This is a genomic window from Saccharibacillus kuerlensis DSM 22868 (assembly GCF_000378145.1).
Taxonomy (GTDB): domain Bacteria; phylum Bacillota; class Bacilli; order Paenibacillales; family Paenibacillaceae; genus Saccharibacillus; species Saccharibacillus kuerlensis.
The window spans coordinates 1-24,966 of the sequence record NZ_KB899295.1 but is presented as its reverse complement, the minus strand read 5'-3'; the positions used below and the strand labels follow the sequence as shown (position 1 = coordinate 24,966).

The window sequence follows — 24,966 nt, the reverse complement described above, 5'->3', positions numbered from 1 at the left end:
TAACGCGATCCCGCTTGTTCCTCGCCTCGAACGTTTCTTGCTTCTATTAAATCCGTTCCATGAACCGGTTTGCCCAGCCGTGCAGGACAAGAACCGAATCGGAAATTTTACTTATCGTTCAGGGCTACAACGCCTGGCAGGGCTTTGCCTTCCATGAACTCCAGGGAAGCGCCGCCGCCTGTGGAGATATGGTTCATTTTTTCAGCCAGACCGAATTTCTCGGTTGCTGCGGCAGAGTCGCCACCGCCGATTACGGTGTAGCCTTCTGTATTCGCGCAAGCTTCGCCTACAGCACGGGTACCGTGCGAGAATGGTTCGATTTCGAATACGCCCATTGGTCCGTTCCAAACAACCAGTTTGGATTTTGCGATAACGTCAGCGTACAGTTCACGTGTTTTCGGACCGATGTCGATGCCTTCCCAATCTGCAGGAATGCCTTCTTCGACGTTAATGATTTTTGTGTTGGCGTCCGCGCTGAAGTCGTCAGTAATCACGATGTCGACTGGCAGCATGAAGTTCTTGCCAAGCTTTTTCGCTTTTTCGATGAAGCCCAGTGCTACATCGTACTTGCTGTCGTCAAGCAGGGACTTACCGATTTCATAGCCTTGGGCTTTGAAGAAGGTGTAAGCCAGACCGCCGCCGATCAGCACGTTGTCTGCAATGTTCAGCAGGTTGTCGATCACGTCGATCTTGTCTTTAACCTTCGAACCGCCAACGATAGCTGTGAACGGATGCTCTGGGTTCAAGATGGCTTTGCCGAGAACTTCGAGTTCTCTTTCCATCAACAGACCGGATACGGCTGGCAGATGGTGGGCGATGCCTTCGGTGGAAGCATGGGCGCGGTGAGCGGCGCCGAATGCGTCATTTACGAACAGATCAGCAAGCGAAGCGAACTCTTTGGCGAGTTCCGGATCGTTCTTCTCTTCGCCTGGGTGGAAACGCACGTTTTCAAGTACCAACACGTCTCCGTCTTTGAGCTCGGCGATTTTAGCCTTGACCGTCTCTCCGATCGACTCGTCCGCTTTAGCAACCGGTTTGCCCAGCAGTTCGGACAGACGCTCTGCCGCAGATGTCAGACGCATGGACTCAACCACTTCGCCTTTTGGACGTCCCATGTGGCTTGCCAGCAGCACTTTCGCGCCTTTTTCGGTCAGGTATTCGATCGTCGGAATTGTGGCACGGATACGAGTATCGTCCGTAATCTTTCCGTCTTCGAGCGGAACGTTAAAATCGACGCGCACAAACACGACTTTGCCGCTTACTTCTACGTCACGTACACTTTTCTTATTCATAAATTAATCCCCCATGCCCTCAAATTTAGAATTCAGGATTCCAAGGAATGCGACTCTCGCGCGGCGGCAACTTAGAAAAAGCGGAAACAAAGAAACTCTGTTTCCGCTTTATCCGCCCGTGCTGCGTTGGACGAGCTGCACTTACTCCCGTCAACACACCTGGAAATGCTATTGATAGCTGCTCTTTATGCGAGATGCTCCGAATTATTGCGCTTTTTTCGCGAAGAATTCAAGCGTACGAATGAGCTGAGCTGTGTAGGACATTTCGTTGTCGTACCAAGCTACTGTTTTAACGAGCTGCTTGTCGCCAACTGTCATTACGCGAGTTTGCGTAGCGTCGAACAGGGAACCGAAAGTCATACCCTGGATGTCCGAAGATACGATCTCGTCTTCTGTGTAACCGTAAGTTTCTGGGTCTGCCGCAGCTTTCATTGCAGCGTTGACTTCGTCAACTGTTACCGTTTTTTCCAGAACAACTACCAGCTCTGTCAGGGAACCTGTAGCAACCGGCACGCGTTGTGCAGCGCCGTCAAGTTTGCCTTGCAGCTCAGGGATAACCAGACCGATTGCTTTAGCAGCGCCAGTCGTGTTAGGAATGATGTTCTCAGCTGCTGCACGAGCACGACGGAAGTCGCCTTTAGGGTGCGGAGCGTCAAGAGTATTTTGGTCGCCTGTGTAAGCGTGGATCGTAGTCATGAGACCTTGAACGATACCGAACTGGTCTTGCAGCGTTTTTGCCATAGGAGCCAGGCAGTTTGTTGTGCAAGATGCGCCGGAGATAACCGTTTCCGAACCGTCGAGGATCTCGTGGTTAACGTTGTAAACGATTGTCTTCATGTCGCCTGTTGCTGGTGCAGAGATTACAACTTTTTTAGCGCCAGCTGTGATGTGCTTCTCAGCGCCTTCTTTAGTTGTGAAGAAGCCTGTGCATTCCAGAACGATATCAACGCCGAGCTCTCCCCAAGGAAGTTCTTCAGGGTTGCGGTTTGCCAGAACTTTAACTTCTTTGCCGTTTACTTTGAAGAAGCCGTCGTGTACTTCAACTTCACCGTTAAAGCGGCCTTGCGTTGTATCATATTTCAGCAGGTGCGCGAGCATTTTAGCGTCAGTCAAGTCATTGATCGCTACTACCTCGATACCTTGTACTTCTTGAATACGGCGGAAAGCCAAACGTCCGATACGACCAAATCCGTTAATGCCTACTTTTACAGTCATTGAACAGTTCCTCCTAAGATAGATGGTTTTTGAAGAAAAGTTTTGATTAAGTGTTCATTCCGAACTTCTTCAAAGGATATCTTTTTCGGAACAAACATTTATTCAAGGCGCCTTTCCCATATCCGATGAAAAAGGTTAGCCATGAGTAACAATTGTCAGTTAGGCGTTCTCCAGCTCCCGAACGATTTCCAGAGCAGCCGCTTCGTCGATCACCAGAATGTCTTCTTGGCCGAACCGAAGTACCGCATGAATCGCCCTTGCTTTTGATTTGCCTCCCGCGATACCAAGTACGACGTCCGCCGCCTTGATATCGTCAAGTTTGAGTCCCAGCGTCAGCATATTATGTACGACGCTTCCGCTTTGATCGAAGTAGTAACCGAACGATTCGGCTACCGCCCCTCTCTCTTCCAGTCCGCGAGTCGTTCCTTCGTCCAGCTTGCGCCTTCTCGCCATATCTACCGCGTTTCCGATCCCGTGCACGATGATGCGCGCGGTTCGGATCTCGCGGACGATTTCCTGAATGTTGGGATCGTGAACAAGCGAGTCGTACGCTTCACGGCTGAGCAGATCCGGTACATGCAGCAGCCGATAATCGGCTCCTACCCGCTTGGCCATATTGGAAGCGATCGTATTGGCCTGAATCTCCAAGCTCTCGCCCAGACCACCCCGAGCTGGTACAAACCAGCTTCCCTTGAGCGGCGCATTAACAGGATGGGTTAGCTGTTCGGCCATCTCGGCCAGCGTCGTTCCGCCTGTGACAGCCACGACATCTCCGCCTCGCATGACGCCGAGCAGCGCTTTGGCTCCGGCTTTGCCGAGCTCGCGTTTGGACAGCGGCGACTCGTCGCAGTTCCCCGGGACAATCACAACTTTCTGAAGTCCGTAGAACTTACGAATTCTCTCTTCCAAATTGGACAATCCCACTAATTCCTTCAATACCGGTTCCAGACGCTCAAGAAGGATCTGTCCGGCATCGCTGATCCGCATGCCTGCCGTATCCGTCTCAATCAAGCCTTGCGCTTTCAACAGATCGGTCTCGGCTCTCAGCACGCGTTCGGTCATCTGCAGGGAATTCGCCAGCGATCGGCGTCCCGTTGTGCCCGTCAGCATAATCTGATGAAGGATGGTATACCTTTTCTTGAGAGTTTCCATGAGATCGGGAAGCAGCTGCTGCTGAATTTCGAGAATGTTCTGCATGCGTTCCACCTCTGCAAACTTCGTCTGCCCGTATAATTTAAGATCAGTGGACACTTATTGTCCCAGGAACACTTTTTCTGTCCCACACCCTCATTCTACTCAATTTGACACCGCGATGCAAGTTTTGTCCAAACGATATTTTGGTTTGAGTCCTTGTTTTACGCGGCTACTATATATAGAGAAAATCGAAACGGGAAGCTCATGATCTAGCGGTGTTTTGTCCCGAATTTCACAGCTTGAAAGAAGACTTGCAATTTCACCTGCAGCCTTATATAATGATATATGCTGCTGTTTATTAATGTGCGCCCGTGGTCCAATGGATATGACGTAGGCCTCCGAAGCCTGAGATCCAAGTTCGATTCTTGGCGGGCGCGCCATTTTATGAATTCCAGCCCTTTTCCAGAACAGGAAGCCCGTTTATTATTTAACTGCATTCTTCTAGACTGACGCCGATAACGGCTATTTTTTTTGTATAAAGTTTGACTTTCTTTGACTTTATGTTTGGAATTGTTTATCATATGGGTAATACCAGCTAGAAGTTTACCGGACCCCTGTCTTACTTGAGGTTCGGCAGGCCATCCAGCGTGGCATCCATTCCAATTCTAACGACGGATATTATCCGTTCACAAGGAGGTTTTTCACTTGGGTTACATTCCTATGGTCGTTGAACAAAGCAACCGCGGTGAGAGAGCATACGATATTTACTCCCGTCTGCTGAAGGACCGCATCATTTTCCTTGGCACCGAAGTCAACGACGTTGTGGCCAACGCGATCATCGCACAAATGCTGTTCCTCGAAGCGGAAGATCCGGAGAAGGACATCTACCTCTACATCAACAGCCCGGGCGGCTCGATTACGGCCGGCATGGCGATTTTCGATACGATGCAGTTTATCAAAGCGGACGTTTCGACAATCTGTGTCGGTATGGCTGCTTCAATGGGCGCATTCCTGCTGAACGCCGGCGCCAAAGGCAAGCGTTTCGCTCTGCCAAACAGCGAAATCATGATTCACCAACCGCTCGGCGGTGCACAGGGGCAGGCTTCGGATATCGAAATCCGTGCCCGTCGCATCCTCGCACTGCGCGACAAGCTGAACCGCATTCTGTCGGAGCGTACCGGCCAGCCGCTGGAACGCATCGAGAAAGATACGGATCGCGATTACTTCATGGAAGCTGCAGCCGCAGCCGAATACGGCATCATCGACAAGGTCATCGAGAAACCGGTCACCGAAATCGGTATGAAGTAAGCGAAATACGGAATAGAAAAAGCCGCCCGGCAAATGCCAGGCGGCTTTTTTGTTTGTTCTTTTATGAAACTTGACTGCGGTTCTTCTGTACACTCGGCTGCTAGTCTTTCACAATGCTTCTCTACGCCGATCCTCCCGACAGCAGAGAAAACTCTTCCAGCGATAAGCCCTCCAGCTGCGACATGTCACCGACAACATCGGCTACAGTCGTCTGCTCAAGCACCTGTTCCATCGCCCGCTGCGCCGACAGAAAAATCGGGTTCATCGCGCCTTGAATATTGCGCGCAACTTCGCAGTTGGGATTAGGACTCTCGTGTACGGCGAATAATCCGCCTGTGCCGACCGCACCTACTGCCTTGTATACATCAAGCAGTGTAATCTCGTCGAGAGATTTCTTGAGACGGGAACCGGCGACGCCGGCTCTCGCTTCAACAAGCCCTGCCCGTCCGAGCATACCCGTAATTCTGCGAATGACTACCGGATTGGTATTCACGCTTCCCGCAATCATCTCCGAGGTCGCCGTACCGGGGGCCGAAACGCTCAGCAAAATCAGCGTATGCACTGCTACCGGAAATTTCGTACTGATATTCACTTCACATTCCTCCCTTCCGGCGAGTATCTTCACGGATTGATAAGCGCTCGCTCACATTATTGTGAAATCATTTTAGTGACAATGTCCGGTTATGTCAACCCTGTGTCGTTTCGGCGCTGCAGATCGTCTGCGTCCACCCGAAACGATCTTCCGAATCGCCGCGCTGAAGGGCAGTGAGTTCGTCATACAGACGACGTGTCCACTCGCCGGTTTCTCCGCCGCCGATCCGGACTGTTTTGCCGTTCCAGCCGATCTCGCCGATCGGTGACACAACGGCAGCGGTTCCTGTGCCGAAAGCTTCAAGCAGCGTACCTTCTTCGGCACACTCGAAGAGCTCGTCAATTGTAATTGGGCGTTCTTCGACCTCGATTCCGAAATCACGCAGCATATGAATGGCCGAATCGCGCGTGATGCCGTTCAAAATGCTGCCGCTGAGAGAAGGCGTTACAATTCGATCTCCGATACGGAAGAAGACGTTCATGCTGCCGACCTCTTCGATGTATTTGCGGTGTACGCCGTCCAGCCAGAGCACCTGCGAGTATCCGGCCGCATAGGCATTCTCCTGCGCCTGCATGCTTGCAGCATAGTTGCCGGCCGTCTTCGCTTCGCCGACACCGCCGGTAATTGCACGCACGTCGCGAGTCTCCACATGAATGCGAACCGGATTCAGTCCTTCGGCGTAGTAAGCTGCTACAGGCGACAAAATGATCATCATCTTGTACTGGAGCGAAGGATTCGCGCCGAGATGATTTTCCGTTGCGATTGCAAATGGACGAATATACAGCGACGTGCCTGGCGCCGATGGCACCCAGCTGCGATCAAGTTTGATCAGCTCTTTGAGCGCGTTCAATACGAATGCTTCATCAATCTCCGGAATGCTCATTCTGCGGCAGGAGCGGTTGAAGCGCTCGAAGTTTTTCTCCGGGCGGAACAGACGGATCGAACCATCGGGACCGGTGTAGGCTTTCATGCCTTCAAAAATGGTCTGTCCGTAATGAAATACCTTGGCTGCAGGATCCATCGGAATTGGACCGTAAGGCACGATCTTGGCATCATGCCAGCCTTTGTTTTTCTCGTAATCCATCGTAAACATATGGTCCGTCATATAAACGCCAAACGATAAGTTGGCGGTATCCGGTTTCGATTTGCGCTGCGTCGTTTCTTCGATCTTCAGTTCTCCCTGCATAATGCACGCTCCTCTTTTATATAAAATCCTATAATTCTTTCTCTATATTAATAATAGCCTTTTCACCGATTCTGCATACCCCAAAAGTAAGAAAGGAACAGAAAAAAGATAAATCTTCAGCAGCTGCATCGATTTTTCGCCTTTGTTGAGGAGATTAAATAATCCAGTGCTTGGAAAAATAGAGATTGATTTATTAATATTGTACGTTATACTAAACAGTAATTACATAGATGCGGGAGCTTGGTGTGCCAGGCTGAGAGGATAGTGATCAACTATCGACCGTTTAACCTGATCTGGGTAATGCCAGCGGAGGGATTGACGTCTTATTTGCGTGTACAAAATCCGTCTTCTTTCCCTAGAAGCGGATTTTTTTGCGCTTAGAGGACTTAGCTCCGCTTGCTCAAATCTATTTTCCGGGAGGAAATAAAATGACAAGCGAAAAAAATGCAAAAGGGCTGCAAAGCCAACAGGATGCAGCTGCTGTGGATTTATCCACTTTTCCAGGCAGCAGAAAGATTTATATAGAGGGTTCGCGTTCAGATATTCGGGTGCCTATGCGCGAGATCAAGCTGAGCCCTACTTCTTCAAGCCGCGGTGAAGAGCCCAATGAACCGCTGTGTGTCTATGACACCAGCGGAAGCTATACCGATCCTGATGTGCCTACCGATATTAGGCGTGGTCTGCCGGCCAATCGGTTGGGCTGGATTCTTGAGCGTGACGATTCGGAATCCTATACAGGAAGAGCCGTCCGGCCCGAAGACAATGGTCTGAAAGATGGAAGTAAAGTCACAGACACCTTCCCCGGACTCTCACGGAATCCGCTTCGTGCAAAGCCGGGACGAAACGTAACCCAAATGCATTATGCACGCCGCGGGATTATTACAGCCGAGATGGAGTATGTGGCTATTCGCGAAGGCGTATCGCCAGAATTTGTCCGCTCCGAAGTCGCCTGCGGCCGCGCGATCATTCCTGCCAATATCAATCACGCAGAATGCGAGCCCATGATTATTGGACGAAATTTTCTCGTAAAAATTAATGCCAATCTCGGCAATTCCGCCGTTACTTCCTCGATCGAGGAAGAAGTGGAAAAGATGCGCTGGGCTTCACGCTGGGGCGCCGACACGATCATGGATCTGTCTACAGGCCGCAATATTCATACCACACGAGAATGGATTCTGCGTAATTCACCGGTGCCGATCGGTACGGTCCCTCTCTATCAAGCCTTGGAGAAAGTTGGCGGCGTGGCGGAGGATCTGACGTGGGAAGTGTACCGCGATACGTTAATTGAGCAGGCCGAGCAGGGAGTCGATTATTTCACCATTCATGCCGGCGTACTGCTGAGATATATCCCGATGACCGTTAAGCGTATGACAGGGATTGTGTCTCGCGGAGGATCCATTCTCGCGGCTTGGTGTCTGGCACATCATAAGGAAAACTTCCTTTATACCCATTTCGAAGAAATCTGTGAAATCATGAAAGCCTATGATATTGCGTTCTCGCTCGGTGACGGTCTTCGACCAGGCTCCATTGCGGACGCTAACGACGAAGCCCAGTTTGCGGAGCTTGAGACGCTTGGCGAATTGACGAAGATCGCTTGGAAGCACGATGTACAGGTCATGATCGAAGGTCCTGGCCATGTGCCGATGCATTTGATTAAGGAGAACATGGACAAGCAGCTTGAAATTTGTAACGAAGCTCCTTTCTATACATTAGGGCCTCTGACCACTGATATTGCTCCTGGGTACGATCATATTACGTCCGCTATTGGCGCTGCCATGATCGGCTGGTTCGGTACCGCGATGCTGTGTTATGTCACACCGAAAGAGCATCTGGGCCTGCCTAACCGGGATGATGTGCGTGAAGGTGTCATCACCTATAAGATCGCTGCTCATGCCGCCGATCTGGCGAAAGGGCACAAGGGTGCCCAAGATCGAGATAATGCCTTATCAAAGGCTCGTTTCGAATTCCGTTGGCGCGACCAGTTTCATTTGGCGCTCGATCCGGAGCGGGCGCTGGCCTACCACGATGAGACGCTGCCTGCCGAAGGAGCAAAAACCGCTCACTTCTGCTCGATGTGCGGCCCGAAGTTTTGCAGTATGCGCATCTCGCACGATCTTCGTACAGCATCGCTGTCAGACCAGGGCTTGGAGGAAAAGGCTAAAGAATTCCGTGAGAGCGGCAGCAAACTGTACAGCTAAAAGGTTCTTAGAAAGACTAGTTCTTAAAAAGACCAATAGAAAATAATATTTACTCTGTTTGAACATACCCACTACGTAAAGTCGGTAAGACCAATTACAGCCGCAGCGAGATAAGGAGTTTCCTATCCCGCTGCGGCTTTTTCGCTTTTGGCAAACTTGAAATAGACTCTCCCTACATTTTGAATTTTTTTTCGAAAAGGGCTGCAATAGGGTATACAAAAAAGCTCGGTTGAAACTGCGTAATCGTTCTACACGAGTTCAAACTCCGAGCTTTATTCATTATCAATCTTTTTCAATTATCACTCTTTCTCAACTATACACTCGAACTTTCAGTACACTTTTAGACGACTGCCTTCCCGATCTCACTTAGAGTCCAGCGAACGGGTTGGTTCCTTTCGGCAGCAGAGAAGTGAATGTGAAATCAAAAGATGGAATTCCTGCTGCATACGCCGTGTATTCATACTGTTGGAAAAAGATCGTAATGCCGCTGTTTCTTACATAGAAATTAGGAGTACTGCCGATTGTCTTAAAGCTGTTTGAATCAAATGCCAGGTCGGTCTTTTTGAACGCTGCGGCAATCTTTTTATCAATGTCGCTGCGGTAATTCGGATTTCCTTTCAGCAGTTGATCGAGCGTCACCTGCTTGCCGCTGTCGAGCGAGAAGGTATAACCGGTCTGGATTGTACTGCCATGAGCGCCGCCGTAGAAAGAATAATCCTGCATCACTACACTGAACAGTCCGTCCTTGTTATAAGAAACCATGAAATTGGCATCGGCTTCATAATACATGTTCTCGCTAGGCAGTGGACCGAATTCTTTCATTAGTGCTTCAAAATTGGCTGAAAAGGCTTCCGCATGTTTCTTAAGTGCCGCGTTGATCTTCGCAATACCGGCTTCGCTGCCGGACAGCTGCGGATAACGAATATTGACGACCGCATCTTTTTGCGTGCTTTTGATTGATTTCTGAGTGACTGTAACTCCTGCAGCGGCAGTCGGCTTCAGCGCAACTGTACCTGTTTTGGCGCTCCAGCTGCTTTCAATGCTAGCGTAATCGCGCAGTACGGACAGCGGCACATACATCGTTCCGCCTTTTACTTTCCCTTCAGATTGAAGTCCTACGCTATTGGCACCGATCCAGACTCCGCCCCGATAAATCGACATCACCAGCGAGTTCGGGGATGTGCCGAGCGTATACCGTCCCGTCGTTTTATCGTAAGTCAAAGGCAGACCTGCAGCCTTCGCCAGCGCTTTTACCGGTACATAAGTATCTCCTTTGGCTTGAAAAGCATTCACTCCAAGCACTTTGCCGTTCCAGGTCACTTTTACGGTCTTTGCCGATTGGGTAGTTGCCGCTGCGGCTGCAGCTTGAACCCCATTTGTCTCAAGCACTGCCGCAGTCGGCAGCAGCAGCCCCACCGTCAGTACAGCGGCCGTCATCATTTGGGTTGTTTTATGCAATTTGTTTGTTTTGAATTTCATATCCGTTCAGCTCCTTCGCCTCTGGGTTCTCTCCTCTATCCCTTTGTGAGTATACCGAAGCAGAGGCGGAAAGGGGTAACAGCAAGCATTACAACATTGCAATTCCCCTGCAGGGTTTTTTACAAAATTGTTAGAAATGTCGAACTTCGAATCTAAGGTATCTATAGATTGACTCCTGTATTCCATTTGGATGTGCTCATAATACTTGCCAAGCGTCCGCCGGGCGGAGCGGGGCGAATAGGGAAATCCAATTCGAGAATGTTCATAGGGAGCTTATTGTTCTCCAATTTACGGTCGGCAAAATAGCCATAAAACGAATAGAGATATCCGCACGGATAATTATCGGCATCCGACTCTTCATACGGACGAAACGCCGCTTCTCCTTCAAGATCGCTGAAGTCCGGCTGCCGTCTCAATTTTTCGGCATAATTGGCAGAGGTCTCAAATCGCTCTCCCATTTCGACCCGTTCAGCGAACCATTCGATCATACGCGCCAGCGTACGCGCCGGCCGACTCGGCGAAGCGATCAGAATCTCGGGATGCCCAAAGCTGTATTCCAATCCGATCGTGAAGGCATAATTCATCCCTTCATCCGATAAGACAATTGGCACCCATCCCCGATGCATAAGGTCGGGAATGTAAGAAAGTCTTTTGCGGGCGAAATCCGTATACTCTTGGCAGAACAGCGAATAACGCTCGATCAGATTACGGCTGGGGTTCTCATGCAGAAGTCTTTGATAGTATTGTTTTCGGTTTTCAGGAATGTCCAATGTTTCGATCAATGGAATCACCTCGCTTTCGGTTCCGGAGAATTTGTAATCACGTTCGTTTCTTACTCCTTTTATAAACCTTACATTCTATTCCAAACATCCTTATGTCCGTTTTGGACAAAATATTCATTTCATTCCTATTCAAAAAAAGCCCGTGCAGCATGAAGTTAAGCAAGAAAGCCGCCTTCGCTAGGAGCGAAGACGGCTTTCTTTTGTTCCCTCAGCGTTCGCCTGCCGAACGTACCGGTGCAGCGAACGAGAGTTCACTTATTTCATTTCATACTGTACGGTAAGCTGGGTCATCATTGTAATTTGGCCTGGCTCAATCGCCGTAGAATCTTTAGTCGCACTGCTGGCCGTCTCTGCACCAGCATACTGCGCGTAGACGATTGGAGCTTCGGCTCCGTTCAGACTGATCGACAGGATAGGGCCCAGCGTACGGTTGGCGGCTTTGGCAATTGCAGATGCCTTGGCATTCGCGCTAGCCATTGCTTTGGCGATGGCTTGCTCTTCGTACTGCTCCGGATTCTCGGAAGCGAACATAATGTTCTGAATGCGGTTCGCTCCCGTGTCGGCAGCGGCATCAAGCAGCTGACCGATCTTGTCGAGATCGCGATACGTAACTTTGATCAAGTGAAGCGCGCTGTAGTCTTTGATCTTTTGGCCATCTTTTTCAGTGTACGTGTGATTCGGCGAAACATAGAATTGATCCGTTTCGATATCCTTGGCAGCAATCTTCCAATCACTTTTCAACTGCGCATTCAGCTTGTTCATGATTGCAGCTGTTTTCTTCTGCGCAGCAGCAGCCGTATTTGCATTTGATTCTACACCGATATACAGATAAGCTACATCCGGTGTTACTTTAACTTCACCTTTGCCAACTACGTTAATAACGTTCATCGCAGTTACCTCCGCAGCATGGGCTTGACCGACTCCGAACGAAGCGGGAAGCGCCGCTCCTCCTACCAACAAAGATCCGGCAATCAATACGCTGCCCAACGGTTTCATCCACATTTTCATTATTCCCCCTCCTGTATACGTTTTTGTAATTATCCTCTAAACGGGATTAGAACGGTAAAGGTTGCACCTCTTTCTCTTGGAAGCGCAGAAATGGGACAAAAATGTATCGGTCTAAGCCGAAAAACTTCAAAAAGCCGTTCCTGACCCGCTGCGAAATTCAATTGGCGCAGTGGGAAGGAAACAGCTTTCTGTAGAACGGGACAACGTCAGAATCGCCGAAGAAAACCGTTCGGTATAAAGAGGTGAGATAACAATCGAATTAAGCTGCTGGTTCTTCGGACTCCACAGGCGCGTCATTCAAACTCATCGCACCGGTTATCGTACTGGTCAACAGCATATCGTTGATTGCCGCATTTTCAGCCCGCGTCAGTACTTTTTTCGACTGGAAATCCGCTCCGGAATTATCGATTTTCACTTCCGGACCGTGGTAACCCAGCATGATCATCAGTTTGACGGCCGGAACAGCCCACTTATCCGTATTGCCCTTCAGCTTAACCGATTCAACCAGCTCGTCGGGATAGAGAGCGCCGGCAGAATTGTAGATGATAACGGCAGCTTCCTGGCGGGTAATCGGACGATCCGGTTCAAAAACCCCTTTGGTGCTGCCGGATACAAGACCATACTCGTAAGCGGTTTGGATTGCCGCCGCATAAGGGTGGCCTTTGACATCGGCGAACTTCGGAGCTTTCTCGGACAGGGGAATGGCCGAGGTGCGCAGCAGCATTTCGACGTACTCTGCACGGGTAATAGCCTGCTCCGGTCCGAAGGATTGATTCGGATCGTTCGGGTAATAGCCAAGCGACTGCAGGTTCAGGATATGCTGCAAATATGGATGAGTCGAAGGGATATCGTTGAATCCGGCCGGCTCCATCCCTTTTTGCTCGTAACCCATTGGATTCAGGTAAGGTTCCTTGAGATACGAAACACTGCCGTCATTTTCTGTCTTGAAAGCAACCAGCATTTTGTTTGCATCCATAAACAGTCCTGGCGCAACCTGGCGCAGCGCGCGCTCTCCAGTTAACGGATCGGAAATGACCATTCGGCCGCGCGAACCCGCTCCTACTTTGGAGACAACACTCTCTACACGAAGGTCCTTGTACAGACCCGCATAGCGGTTGAGCTGCTCCGGCGACTCCTCAGTAAATGCCGGGAAGGAAGCTTCCGCTGCATACTGCGGGAAGAACTGTGCGATAAATGCGGCATACAGCTGCTCACGCAGTCCTCCGTTCTGATTGTAAACGACGAAGACACCGGTATCCTGTTCCGGAATAAGGAACATTAATGAGCTGGCACCCGGTACATCTCCTGCTTTCGTGATGACTTTGCTGCTGCTGCCTGCGCCCGGAAGCTGCGTTGGCGCTTCAAAGCCATAGGTCGTATCGGGCAGCAGCGGATGAATCGCGGAACGATATTCCGTCATCGCGGCCACGGTATTCGCTGTCAGCAGTTGAGCGCCGGAATCCGTCTTTCCATCGTTCAGAAACGCAATCATGAACTTGGAAATGTCGTCGGCCGTGGACAGCATACCGCCATGCGGCATGACAGTCGGACGCACGGTATAAGGTTCGATCGTTTCGCCGACGGCATATCCGCTTGCGGCGCGTTTCATCAGCTCATCGGTCATAAGGAATCCACTACTTTTCATGCCAAGCGGGGCAAATACATTCTGTTCCATGTACGTTTCATAAGGCGTTCCGCTTGCCTGCTGGACAATATAACCGAGCAGCAGGAAAGCAAAATTGTCGTACATGTAAGCGGTCCCGGGTTCGCGCACAACATCGGGCATATACTTGGCAATATACTCTTCCATGCTGACATACTCGTCCAGATTCGGATTCAGGTCTTCAGGACGAGGATCTTGAATTCGGAAACCGCTGCGGTGGGTCAACAGATCGGCTACAGTGACGGACTTGGGAAACGGGTTATCGAAAGTGATTCCACCAAGATATGTACGAATGTCATCGTCCAGACTGACTTTACCCTGCTCTACGAGCTGCATAATAGCTGCTGCCGTAAATGTTTTGGAGACAGATGCCATACGGAACACATCGTTTTTCGGATCGACTTTGCGCTTGCTGTCCACATCGGCATAACCGTAACCTTTTTCAGCCAAGACCTTGCCGCCTTTAACGACAACGACTGCGGCTCCCGGCGCCATCTCTTGAATACCTTCCTTGGCAAAAAAGTCATTCAGAAATGCAGTAACCGAAGATGACGTCAGCGCAGTATCCTTTGCGGCGGCAGATGCGGATACCGCCGGCGCCTCCGCTGCCAATGTAGGTGGAAGTAAGGTGAGTGCCAGCGATGCGGCCATGACGGCTTTAGTCAATTTGACTGATGCCGCCCTCCAAACATAATTTTTTCTCAATCTGTTGTGCTCCCTTCCCTCTGTTAAATGGCGCTGCTCCGATTTCATGAGGAAAGCCCGCAGACGCCATAGGCGGACAGACGGGCATACATAGCGAGCGTATCGGTACTCCTTTTTAACCTTGGCTCCCCGCTTCCTAAACACAGATTGGAGCACAAAGCAGCGGAATCGCAAACACCTTCCTCTGCATACGTAAAGACCCCCTGAAAGTTTCAGGGGGTCTCGCGTATAATGGTCGATTATGCAATGGAACCGCAGCAGGAATTACTGGTTTTCCAATTCTTCTTTGCTGACCAGACTGATTAAAGCGTTTACAGCCTGCTCGGCGTCCGCGCCTTCTGCGCTGATGTGAATTTCTGTACCCGAACTAATGGCCAGGCTCATGATTCCCATGATGCTTTTGGCATTTACTTTTTTATCTTCCTTTTCTACAAAGATCTCGGAAGAATATTTATTTGCTTCCTGAACGAACAAAGCTGCAGGTCTGGCGTGCAGCCCCGTCTTCAGTCGAACGACTACCGGGTGCTTGGTCATGAGCAATCTTACCCCCTATACAAAATGAAGTTCCTGTCGAAACGCATTATTACATCCAGTATAACATAACTTCGGTTGCTCACACTAGTCTAAACCCGCTAACAAGATTCAAACGGGAAAAGAGGCAGCTTCAGCTGCCCCGGATCTTCTCCGCCATAATATCGAGCTTGCGCAGACGGTGGTTGACGCCGGATTTGCTGACGCTCCCTTTGAGCAGCTCGCCAACTTCTTTCAAATTGATTTCTGGATGAGCCAACCGCACTTCCGCCACTTCCCGCAGCTTCTCCGGCAGGTTCTCCAGCCCGACTTCCCTTTGCAGAAAACGGATATTGTCGATCTGCCGCACTGCAGCACCGATCGTCTTGTTAAGATTCGCCGTCTCGCAGTTGACGATCCGGTTGACCGAGTTGCGCATATCCCGCATAATGCGAACGTCCTCAAATTTAAACAAAGCCTGGTGGGCTCCGATAATATTCAACAGTTCAATAATCTTCTCGCCCTCTTTAAGATAGAAAATGAAACCTTTCTTCCGTTCGATACAGCGAGCATTTAAGTCGAATTTGTTTGCCAGGTCAACGAGCGACTGACAATGTTCCTCGTACATGGATGCGATCTCCAAATGATAAGAAGAGCCTTCCGGATTGTTGACCGAGCCCCCAGCCATAAAAGCACCGCGCAGATAAGCCCGTTTACAGCAGTTTTTCTTTACAATTTCCGGACTGATCCCTGGCAGGAATTGAAAACCTTCCGATGTGATCTTGAGCGAACCCAAAAGCTCCTGCACGCCTGCAGGAATTCGTACCATATACACGTTATTTTTTTTCAACCGCATCTTTTTGCGCACGAGAAGTTCCGTATGCACGTTAAAGTGTTTTTTGATCAGCGAATAAATACGGCGGGCGATCGCCGCATTTTCGGTAGAAATATCGAGATTGACCTTTTTGTTGGAGAGCTGAACCGATCCGTTCATCCGGATCAGTGCGGACAATTCCGCTTTTTCGCAGCAGGCGTCCGCCTCTACCATCGTCAATTCTTTTTTGGTTTGAGCCGCGAACGACATGGATTATTCACCCCTTTCGCATCATCCAGTCTCCCACAAGCCGGTTAATGTGTTCGCTTAATTTTTCTGTATCATGACGAAGATAAGTCCCGTATTTGACGAACGTATCGGCAATGATTGTACAGTGTCGGCAGGCAAATTCTTCCAGATCAAGCCGGACGGGCGCTGCCCCCTCTTCCGCATAACGCTTCTGTACGGTCTCGGGAATATGCCCGCTGTTAACCAGTACGTAGTCAAACAAATGGCTGCCTACATGATCGTATACCGCCTGCAGGTGATCACCTACACTGAAGCCGTCCGTCTCTCCCGGCTGCGTCATGACATTGCAGATATACATCTTGACGGCGCTTGAAGCGACTACCGCTTCAGCCAACTGAGGAACGAGCAGATTTGGAAGCAGACTGGTATAAAGGCTGCCTGGTCCAAGCAGAATAGCGTCAGCTCGCTGAATCGCCAGTACCGCCTCCGGCAGCGCCTCGACTTCGGCCGGCTCCAGGAAGATCCGCTTGATTTTCCCTCCGTATTCCGGAATATTCGATTCGCCCGTTACGATCGTTCCGTCCTCCATCTCTGCATGCAGGATGATTCCTTCTTTTGCGGCAGGATATACTCTTCCGCGGACGGCGAAAACCCGCCCAAGCTCGCGCACGGCGGTAACAAAGTCGCCCGAAATATCTGTCATCGCGGCCAGAATCAGATTGCCAAGACTGTGCCCGGCCAGACCGTTGCCGCTCTTGAAGCGGTAGCTCAGCATTTCCGACAGCAGCGGTTCCACATCGGCCAGCGACGTGAGCACGTTGCGGATATCTCCTGGAGGAGGCATCTGCAGCTCACTGCGCAGAATGCCGGAGCTGCCTCCATCATCAGCCACCGTTACGATAGCCGTAATATCAAGAGGCTGTTCCTTAAGACCCCGAAGCATCACGGATAAACCCGTTCCTCCGCCCATCACGACGATACGCGGACGACGAACAGGTCTCTGCGCTTGTTGCTTACTATTCATGAATGTTCACTCCTCAGTACGTTGACCGCCTCGAATATTGCATTGCCTCTGTCAAATTCCCGAATTCGGCCAACGTCCTCAGTGGCGATCCCGATCGGAATCCCGGTGATTCACACGCACGTTTTCCGTTTCGCTAGCTCCCAGCATACGGCCCAAATACTCGGAAATTGCCACCGAACGATGCTTGCCGCCGGTGCAGCCGATGCCGATAATGACCTGACTCTTGCCTTCTTTTCGATACTGCGGAATAAGAAAATGCAGCATGTCCAGCAGCTTGGTTAAAAACGTCTGTGTTTCCGGCCATTTCATCACATAATCGTAGACGTCGCTGTTCTGACCGGTCAGTGGGCGCAGGTTATCAATGTAATGAGGATTGGGCAGGAAGCGTACATCGAAGATTAAGTCGGCATCGATCGGCACGCCATACTTGAAGCCGAATGATGTTACATTGACCGACAGCTGGTTGCTTTCTATATATGCAAACTGGGAAATGATTTTTTCTTTGAGTACTGCCGGCTTCATGCCGGTCGTATCGATGATCTGTGTCGCCGAATTTTTCAGTTCATCAAGCATCTTGCGCTCCAATCGGATGCCGTCCAGCGGCATACCGTCCGGTGCCAGCGGATGACGTCGACGCGTTTCTTTATAACGCTGCACAAGTACGGCATCGCTGGCGTCGAAGAACAGAATCTCACTATGAATGGTAAAATGATCTTTCATATAGGCGAGCGATTCGGACAGTGCAGCGAAAAACTCCCGGCCGCGCAGGTCGATGACCAACGCAACCTTGGCGATCTTGCCGTTGGACTGTTCAATCAGCTCTGCAAACTTCGGAATCAGGACCGGCGGCAGGTTATCGACACAGAAAAAGCCCAAATCTTCCAAGCTCTGCACCGCGATCGTCTTGCCGGCTCCGGACATTCCCGTAATAATCATCAGCATAGCGGTCGAAGTCGACGCCTTCTCCCTGGATATCTCGGTCATGCGAACCTCTCCTCCCTGACTTGCGGTAATTAACGGATAAGCAGACCTGCCGCTCCGATCATGCCGGCATTGTTGCCGAGCATAGCCGGTACAATCTGAACACTCTGCTGCAGTGGTTCCGGCGCCAGATTCGCAAACGTTTCGCGGATTGGATTGAACAGAATGTCGCCGGCTTTCGATACACCGCCGCCGACAATAAAGCTTTGCGGATTAAGCACAGCCGCTACAACTGCCATCGACTTGCCGATATAGAATGCGGCACGTTTCACAATGCGCAGCGCCACTTCGTCGCCGGCTTTGGCCGCATCAAATACGGTCTTTGCCGTAATTTCGCTTGCATCGGCGATGAAGGTACGCTCGCCGCGCTCCACCGCTTCTTTTGCCATGCGAATAATGCCTGTCGCCGAAGACACGGTCTCCAGGCAGCCCGTCTTACCGCAGCCGCACTGAATCGCTTCCAGGTCCGGTACGACATCGATATGACCGATCTCTCCGGCCATACCCGAAAACCCTTGATAGATGCGGCCACCAATAATGATGCCGCCGCCCACACCGGTTCCCAACGTGTAGCAAATGCAGTTTTCAATGCCTGCTCCGGCACCGCTCCAAGCTTCGCCGAGAGCTGCGACGTTGGCATCGTTATCGATCTGTACGGGCTTGCCGAGCCGCTCTTCCAAAATGGCGCGAATCGGAACGTCCTTGAAGCCTATGTTCGGCGCCATGACGATGATTCCGTCACGGACATTCGTGAATCCGGCGACCCCCGCGCCGACCCCGGCCAGCTGTTCCCAGGAATAAGGCGATTCTTCGACGACCCGACGAACGTACTCCGCCATGTTGGAGATTACCGCTTCCGTGCCGTCCGCTACTCCTGTGGGCCCTTCATACGTATGCAGCAGGATGCCGCTCTCGCTGCACAGCCCGACCTTGATCGTGGTGCCGCCCAGATCCATCCCGACGTAGACATTTTCAGACATGATACAAGCCACCTTTTTTCTTCTAATTATAAGAAAGACAAAAAAAATTATTGGTATAAGTATAAGATTCGTTTCCTTCGTATCTCACTATAAGCGAACACCCGATTGCGGTCAAGCAGCTGCCCCGAGTCGCAAAGCCTTGTCCCATAAGGGTCGAAAGCCCTTTCTGAACTCTGGCTTCTATCCGCTTGCCTGTTCGCCCTTTGTTTCTTCTGTTCGCGGCACGCCCGGGAGCGTTGAAAACCTTATAGGACCGGGGTTTGACGTTCCCTCAGCGATTTGTCTCTCTCAGGTTTGGAAGTTCAAACTATGCTGCCGTGATACAGTTTGGCCTGCATTCACTGTTCTTCTTCATCTTCCTCAAGCAGCGCCTCCAGCATAGACTCTCGGTTGTTCAGAAACTCCCGCGTTATGATATAATGCTCCGTCTCCTCCACCCGACACTCCCGAATTCCGTTTGCTGTGAGACTGTACAACCGGGAATGCGGATAGGCCATCAGCAGCGGAGAATGGGTAGAGATGATAAACTGCCCGCCGCTGCGCGCCAGCTCGTGAATTCTGGTCAGCATCGCCAACTGACGAACCGGGGACAATGCGGCTTCCGGCTCGTCGAGAATATACAGACCGCCTGCTCCAAACCGATGCATAAATGTCGCGAAGAAAGCTTCGCCATGCGACTGCTCATGCAGCGATCGCCCTCCGTAGCTGTCGATAATTTTGCCTCCGCACGGATCTTTGTCGAGCTCGTCGATTGTCGTTGCCACGTTGTAGTAACTTTCCGCCCGGAAAAAGAATCCGTCCTTCGGCCGCGCTGTTCCTCGAATCAGCCGGATATAGCGATGCAGCGAAGAATGCGTCTCCGCCGTTGCAAAATTGAAGTTGAGCGTACCGCCCTCCGGATTGAAGCCCCAAGCCGCAGCAATCGCTTCAAGCAGCGTTGATTTTCCGACTCCGTTCTCCCCAACCATATACGTTACCCGCTCATGGAACTCGATTTTTTCAAGCTCCCGCACCGCCGGCAGATTGAACGGATAGACGCCCGGCGCGTCGATCTTTTCATGCAGCAGTTCCACTTTTCGCAGATAGCGACGATCGAGCCTTCCCTCAGTTATGCGGCTCATCCTCGTTCTCCTTTCATACGCCCTGTTTCTTGGCAGCTCCTTGTTTCTTCATACGAAAAGAACGCACAGACGAAAGGATCCGGCTGCGGATTTTCGTCTGTGCGCTCTATCATTCATCTGTCGTTCTGTATTGTTGTATGCTGTAATCGGTTCGCTCTTAGCGGTCGAGCGACTCGCTCCAATCGTGCACGATGCTGCCTTCAAGGTATTTCTCGCAGTCCATTGCCGCCATACAGCCGCTGCCTGCAGCCGTGATTGCCTGACGGTATTTCGTGTCCTGCACGTCGCCGCAGGCAAATACGCCCGGAATATTCGTTTCCGTCGTACCCGGTTTTACAATAACGTAGCCGTGACCGTCCAGTTCGAGATGGCCCTGCAGGAACGTCGTATTCGGCGTGTGGCCGATTGCCACGAATACGCCGTCCGCTTCAAGCAGCTCTTCCTGCCCGGTTTCATTGTTCAACACTTTCAATCCTTTGAGACCCGTATCGCCTGCCACGACTTCCAGCGGCTTGCGGTTAAGTGCCCAAGATACTTTCTCGTTCTCGCGTGCGCGATCCTGCATGATCTTCGAAGCCCGCAGCTCTTCGCGGCGGTTGACGACCGTTACTTCGGTTGCGAAGCGCGTCAGGAAGCTTGCTTCTTCCATAGCGGAATCGCCGCCGCCGACCACGATAAGCTTTTTGCCGCGGAAAAAGAATCCGTCGCATGTCGCGCAGGTGCTGACCCCGCGGCCGATGTTGTCCTGCTCGCCCGGAATGCCGAGGTAGCGGGCCGAAGCGCCAGTCGAAATGATTACCGAATCCGCTTCGATCGTGCCGGAACCTTCAACGGTAACTTTGAATGGGCGCTGCGAGAAGTCGACTGCATCAACCCAACCATTCATGAATTCGGCGCCGAAACGTTCTGCCTGCTTGCGCATATTGTCCATCAGCTCAGGTCCCATGATACCTTCGGGGAAACCTGGGAAGTTCTCGATTTCAGTCGTTGTCGTCAACTGACCGCCAGGCTGAATGCCCTCGATGACGATTGGATTCAGGTTGGCGCGAGCCAAATAGATGGCTGCTGTCAGGCCCGACGGCCCTGTTCCGATTACGACTGTTTTATGTTTTTGCATACAGAAATCCTCCTAAAGGTTAGAAAATAATTAAACGCATAAATTACTTATTGAGCTGCATATCCGGGCTTACAGTCCTTTACTATGATCTCTTTGATGCAGGGACATACGTTCCTTGACGCTGCAGACTTGATCCATCCGCTTCACATAGCGTCCAACGGTCGAAGCGGACACGCCGTAGCGTTGGCCGATCTCCTCATAGGTGGCATGACCGCCGTGCAGCTTGTCTGTCAAATAATTCAAGGCAGCGGCCCAACCTTCAACGTAAGACAGCACAGGTACATCGGGATACAACCGGCGGAGGAAGTCGGTCCATAGTGCCTCAAGCTCGCGTCGGAGTCCAAAATCTCCCGGTGAACACGAAGCGCGAATCGCCGCATCCAGTACATCCTGCCAGCGCTTCTCCCATACCGGCAGCTCGGCTGGCTCCCGCGAGAACTTTGGCGCCGGAAGCTCGTCTTCTTCGGTCGAATCAACCGGCTCCAACTGGCTTTCGCCCAATGCGGCACGCGCTAATTCGCGCAGACCGACCGCTTCGCGTTCATTGTCGGCCAGCTCGCGAAGCGCTGCATTCATCTCCTCGTCGGCCAGTGGACGGCAGGCCTGCAGAACATGGCGCTTGTCTTCTTCGCTGCCTGAGCGCAGCGTACGGATTAGAGCAGCGCGAATTGCCGGCGAGTCTTCCGGCAGACGCTCTTCCCAGCGCCGCCAGAGCTCGGAGCGGCGCACCGCTTCAAGCCGGTAATGATAATTGACCGGCTCTGTAACGCCGCTCAGACGCCACTCCGGCAGACATTCCAAATAATAAGCTGCCGCTTCGGCGTCTGGATCCAGCTTCAATGTCTGCTTCCACAGCTTTTCCGCCGCATCCGGTCTCCCGCTGAGCAGAGCAGCCACGGCGCAGTAATGGTGAATCGAAGCGTCCCCCGATGCTTCGCCGCCGGCCAACAGGCGCCGGAAATGCCGATATGCCGCTTCATGTTCGCCCAAAATGCCAAGCGTCGTCGCCAGCTTGAAAGCATGCTCCCGATGAAACGGTACGATTGCCGCCAGACGCCGGGCCAAGCGCGCCGCCTCTTCGGCTCCGACCGGACCGGAGTGTCGACGGAAGATTGCCAGATTGCATAGACCGTGCAGATTCCCCGGCTCGCGCCGCAGCACGTCTTCTACCGTCTCCAACGCCTTATCAGTCATACTCATGTAGTAGTAAGCCAGTGCCAGATTATTGGCCGCTGCGGCGAATTCCGGATACTCTTCCAACAGCTCTTCCAACAGACCGGCAGCTTCCGCAAACATGCCTTCTTCCAGCATGGTCCGGGCACGTTCGTGTCGGTCAGATCCGTGGCGAGCCAATACGCTGTGACTGCGAATCTTGCGCTTCAGCTCAATCTGCAGCAGTTCGATCATCTCTTCGGCTTCGTCCAGGAACTGTCCTGAAGCATCTTCCTCAAGATAAGCCAGCAGCGCGTCCTCCGCCTCTTCAAAACTTTCCATGTTGGCGAAATTGTTCGCCATATAGAAGCGGCATTCCGTCATGGAAGGGTCGACTTCGCTGAGTACGTGCAGGAGAACTGCATTCGAAGCTTCGTAGTCGCCCATCTCTGATAATATACCCGCCATATTGCAATGATTCACCGGATTGTCCGGTTTCAGTTCCACCGCTTTGCGAAAATATTTCAATGCCTTGTCATACTGGTAGCGATCCAGCGCGTGAACGGCCCTTTCGAAGAAAAAGCTTTCGTCCATCGACAAAGAAACCACATTATTTCGCGGATTGTCTTCACGCCGATAATTCTCGTTCACCTGAGCAAGGCCCCCTTTGCCAACTGCCAAATCGAATGTTTGACTCTGTGATTTTTCATGATGTACATTCAGACCGCGAGCTATTCGGCAGGAAACTGCAGTACCCCGGTCAAGGTATTAGTATACCACAATTGTTGGACAGACTTCCTATGCCCGCATGCTTAAATTCCCGAATCGCTGAACAATGTCGCGAGCGATCCGCCTTCCAAAATAATTCGGATTGCCCGGGCCAGCATCGGTGCGACGGGCAGCACCGTAAATCGTTCCGAATGGGCTTCCGACAATGCGATTGAATCGGTAATGACCACTTCCGCAATGCCCGGATGATCCAACCGCTGAAGTGCTCCATCCGAAAATACAGCGTGTGTAGCGCAGACAATTGGATCCTTCGCATTGCGCTCCTTCAACCCTTCGACGACTTTGAGGATCGTCGATCCTGTATCGATGAGGTCCTCCATAATGATCGGAGTTCGCCCTTCCACGTCGCCAATCACATGAGTAATCATCGCTTCGTTATGGGCCGGGCGTTTCTTCAGCATGATGGCTACCGAAGCATCGAGCCGGTTCGCCAATTTCTCTGCCAGCTTGGCACGCCCCGCGTCCGGCGACACAACGACCGGATCGGTAATGTTTTTGCTGCGCAGGTAATCGGCAATCAAGTCCAGCGTCGTCAGATGATCGACCGGAATATTGAAAAACCCTTGAATGGCAGCCGCATGCAGTTCGATCGTTACGACACGGCTTGCACCGGCCGTCGTCAGCACGTCAGCCACCATTTTCGCTGAAATCGGTTCACGCGGAGCCGCTTTGCGTTCCTGCCGGGCATAGCCGTAATACGGAATCACTACGTTCACGGTTCGTGCAGAAGCCCTCTTGGCGGCATCGATCATAACAAGCAGTTCGACGAAATGTTCATTGATCGGATGAGACAGCGACTGGACCAGGAAAACATCCTGATTGCGGATACTCTCCTCATAATGCACATAACTTTCACCGCTCTTGAATTTAGTCCGTTTGATCCTGCCAGGCGTGACACCCAAACTATCGCAGATTCGGTCCACCAGACCCGGATTGGACGATCCCGAAAATACACGCATCCTGTGCTGCATGGCACCCTCCCGCATTCCTCTTATTTAATAGCCTTCCGGTCTTGGCCGGACGTCGTGGGCGGCAAATCGAACCCGCCTTGTTGATGGGTTTGATCGCTTCATATGCTGTGACTTTACTTACTGTCGTTTCTCATTCTATTGTTGCATATACTGTCGCTTCATGCATTTTCATTGCGCTTGCTGTCGTTTCGTATAATGCTGCTGCATATACATTTGCTTCATGCATTCTCACTGCACCTGTTGTCGTTTCATGTAGTACTACTACATATACAGTCGCTTCATGGTTTCTGCAGCTTTACTATGCTTTGCCGCTTCATTACTCCTTAACGAGCACCAACCTGCCTTGATTATACCCCAATCACCGGATGCAAAAAAGCGAAGAGACGCCGCAAGCAGCGTCTCCAACATATTGCGAAATCTGATCGTCTTCTTCTATACGGAAAATAAATGCGTATATACAACTAAATCATTCGATCTTCCGTATTTTTTTGAAATAAGTGCTGATATACTAGGCCTGTTGATTAGCTATTTTCTGGAAATGAAATCTGGTTACTGAAGTAAAAAATCCATTCGACAGGAAGACAATTGAGCTTAAATAATCGATCGAATTCGGCCAAAGATAATCGAGCCGAAAGATGGACAGTTCGGTTGCCTTGCTCGAACCAAAATTTCAATAATACGTACACGAATAACGCC

At 51.3% G+C, this 24,966-nt stretch carries 20 protein-coding genes, 1 tRNA gene and 1 riboswitch; of the genes, 3 read left to right on the top strand and 18 right to left on the bottom strand.

The genetic code is table 11. From position 1 onward, the window contains the following. Positions 1-107: 107 nt before the first annotated feature. The 3 genes from F456_RS0116075 to F456_RS0116065 form a co-directional block, all read right to left on the bottom strand. Positions 108-1,292 (bottom strand): phosphoglycerate kinase, encoded by a 1,185-nt coding sequence (locus F456_RS0116075; RefSeq protein ID WP_018978075.1) that lies wholly within the window; start codon positions 1,290-1,292, stop codon positions 108-110. Positions 1,293-1,496: 204 nt separating this feature from the next. Beyond that, entirely contained in the window at positions 1,497-2,507 is a 1,011-nt protein-coding gene (gene gap, locus F456_RS0116070) for a type I glyceraldehyde-3-phosphate dehydrogenase (protein WP_018978074.1), read from the bottom strand. A 159-nt stretch (positions 2,508-2,666) separates the two neighbouring features. Beyond that, positions 2,667-3,704, bottom strand: a complete 1,038-nt coding sequence (locus tag F456_RS0116065) for a sugar-binding transcriptional regulator (protein WP_018978073.1) — start codon at positions 3,702-3,704, stop codon at positions 2,667-2,669. A 302-nt stretch (positions 3,705-4,006) separates the two neighbouring features. Here F456_RS0116065 and F456_RS0116060 point away from each other — a divergent pair. Both F456_RS0116060 and clpP read left to right on the top strand, forming a co-directional pair. Then, positions 4,007-4,081, top strand: a tRNA-Arg gene (locus F456_RS0116060). A 265-nt stretch (positions 4,082-4,346) separates the two neighbouring features. Next, complete coding sequence (gene clpP, locus F456_RS0116055; protein WP_018978072.1) at positions 4,347-4,949, top strand: ATP-dependent Clp endopeptidase proteolytic subunit ClpP; 603 nt, start codon at positions 4,347-4,349, stop codon at positions 4,947-4,949. Positions 4,950-5,070: 121 nt separating this feature from the next. On the opposite strand, the gene F456_RS0116050 is transcribed toward clpP, so the two are convergent. Both F456_RS0116050 and F456_RS0116045 read right to left on the bottom strand, forming a co-directional pair. Continuing rightward, positions 5,071-5,541 carry an Rrf2 family transcriptional regulator gene (locus tag F456_RS0116050; RefSeq protein WP_018978071.1) on the bottom strand — a complete coding sequence of 157 codons (471 nt, stop codon included), beginning with the start codon at positions 5,539-5,541 and terminating at the stop codon, positions 5,071-5,073. A 94-nt stretch (positions 5,542-5,635) separates the two neighbouring features. Next, positions 5,636-6,727 carry a branched-chain amino acid aminotransferase gene (locus F456_RS0116045; protein WP_018978070.1) on the bottom strand — a complete coding sequence of 364 codons (1,092 nt, stop codon included), beginning with the start codon at positions 6,725-6,727 and terminating at the stop codon, positions 5,636-5,638. 222 nt (positions 6,728-6,949) lie between these two features. Then, positions 6,950-7,059, top strand: a riboswitch (TPP riboswitch). A gap of 96 nt (positions 7,060-7,155) precedes the next feature. On the opposite strand from F456_RS0116045, the gene thiC reads away from it, so the two are divergent. Further along, positions 7,156-8,925 (top strand): phosphomethylpyrimidine synthase ThiC, encoded by a 1,770-nt coding sequence (gene thiC, locus F456_RS0116040; RefSeq protein ID WP_018978069.1) that lies wholly within the window; start codon positions 7,156-7,158, stop codon positions 8,923-8,925. A gap of 366 nt (positions 8,926-9,291) precedes the next feature. On the opposite strand, the gene F456_RS22835 is transcribed toward thiC, so the two are convergent. From F456_RS22835 to F456_RS0115975, 13 genes are all read right to left on the bottom strand, one after another. Further along, positions 9,292-10,404 (bottom strand): PdaC/SigV domain-containing protein, encoded by a 1,113-nt coding sequence (locus F456_RS22835; RefSeq protein WP_018978068.1) that lies wholly within the window; start codon positions 10,402-10,404, stop codon positions 9,292-9,294. Between the two features lie 161 nt (positions 10,405-10,565). Next, positions 10,566-11,186 (bottom strand): DUF4262 domain-containing protein, encoded by a 621-nt coding sequence (locus tag F456_RS0116030; RefSeq protein WP_018978067.1) that lies wholly within the window; start codon positions 11,184-11,186, stop codon positions 10,566-10,568. A gap of 255 nt (positions 11,187-11,441) precedes the next feature. Then, a complete protein-coding gene (locus F456_RS0116025) occupies positions 11,442-12,194 on the bottom strand; it encodes an SIMPL domain-containing protein (RefSeq protein ID WP_018978066.1) in 753 nt (250 codons plus the stop codon). Between the two features lie 259 nt (positions 12,195-12,453). Further along, on the bottom strand, positions 12,454-14,562 hold the full coding sequence (locus F456_RS22830) for a serine hydrolase domain-containing protein (protein WP_169577848.1): 2,109 nt from the start codon (positions 14,560-14,562) through the stop codon (positions 12,454-12,456). Between the two features lie 264 nt (positions 14,563-14,826). After that, on the bottom strand, positions 14,827-15,096 hold the full coding sequence (locus tag F456_RS0116015) for an HPr family phosphocarrier protein (protein WP_018978064.1): 270 nt from the start codon (positions 15,094-15,096) through the stop codon (positions 14,827-14,829). A 130-nt stretch (positions 15,097-15,226) separates the two neighbouring features. Then, a complete protein-coding gene (gene whiA, locus F456_RS0116010; RefSeq protein WP_018978063.1) occupies positions 15,227-16,156 on the bottom strand; it encodes a DNA-binding protein WhiA in 930 nt (309 codons plus the stop codon). Between the two features lie 7 nt (positions 16,157-16,163). Further along, a complete protein-coding gene (locus F456_RS0116005) occupies positions 16,164-17,159 on the bottom strand; it encodes a gluconeogenesis factor YvcK family protein (protein WP_018978062.1) in 996 nt (331 codons plus the stop codon). Between the two features lie 78 nt (positions 17,160-17,237). Next, a complete protein-coding gene (gene rapZ / locus F456_RS0116000) occupies positions 17,238-18,143 on the bottom strand; it encodes an RNase adapter RapZ (RefSeq protein ID WP_018978061.1) in 906 nt (301 codons plus the stop codon). Between the two features lie 29 nt (positions 18,144-18,172). Beyond that, a complete protein-coding gene (locus tag F456_RS0115995) occupies positions 18,173-19,120 on the bottom strand; it encodes an ROK family glucokinase (RefSeq protein ID WP_018978060.1) in 948 nt (315 codons plus the stop codon). A 338-nt stretch (positions 19,121-19,458) separates the two neighbouring features. Further along, a complete protein-coding gene (locus F456_RS0115990) occupies positions 19,459-20,241 on the bottom strand; it encodes an AAA family ATPase (protein WP_018978059.1) in 783 nt (260 codons plus the stop codon). A 157-nt stretch (positions 20,242-20,398) separates the two neighbouring features. Continuing rightward, complete coding sequence (gene trxB / locus F456_RS0115985; RefSeq protein ID WP_018978058.1) at positions 20,399-21,358, bottom strand: thioredoxin-disulfide reductase; 960 nt, start codon at positions 21,356-21,358, stop codon at positions 20,399-20,401. 69 nt (positions 21,359-21,427) lie between these two features. After that, complete coding sequence (locus F456_RS0115980; protein ID WP_018978057.1) at positions 21,428-23,161, bottom strand: tetratricopeptide repeat protein; 1,734 nt, start codon at positions 23,159-23,161, stop codon at positions 21,428-21,430. 161 nt (positions 23,162-23,322) lie between these two features. Beyond that, positions 23,323-24,270, bottom strand: coding sequence for a ribose-phosphate diphosphokinase (locus F456_RS0115975; protein ID WP_018978056.1), 948 nt, complete (start codon positions 24,268-24,270; stop codon positions 23,323-23,325). Between the last annotated feature and the right edge of the window lie 696 nt (positions 24,271-24,966).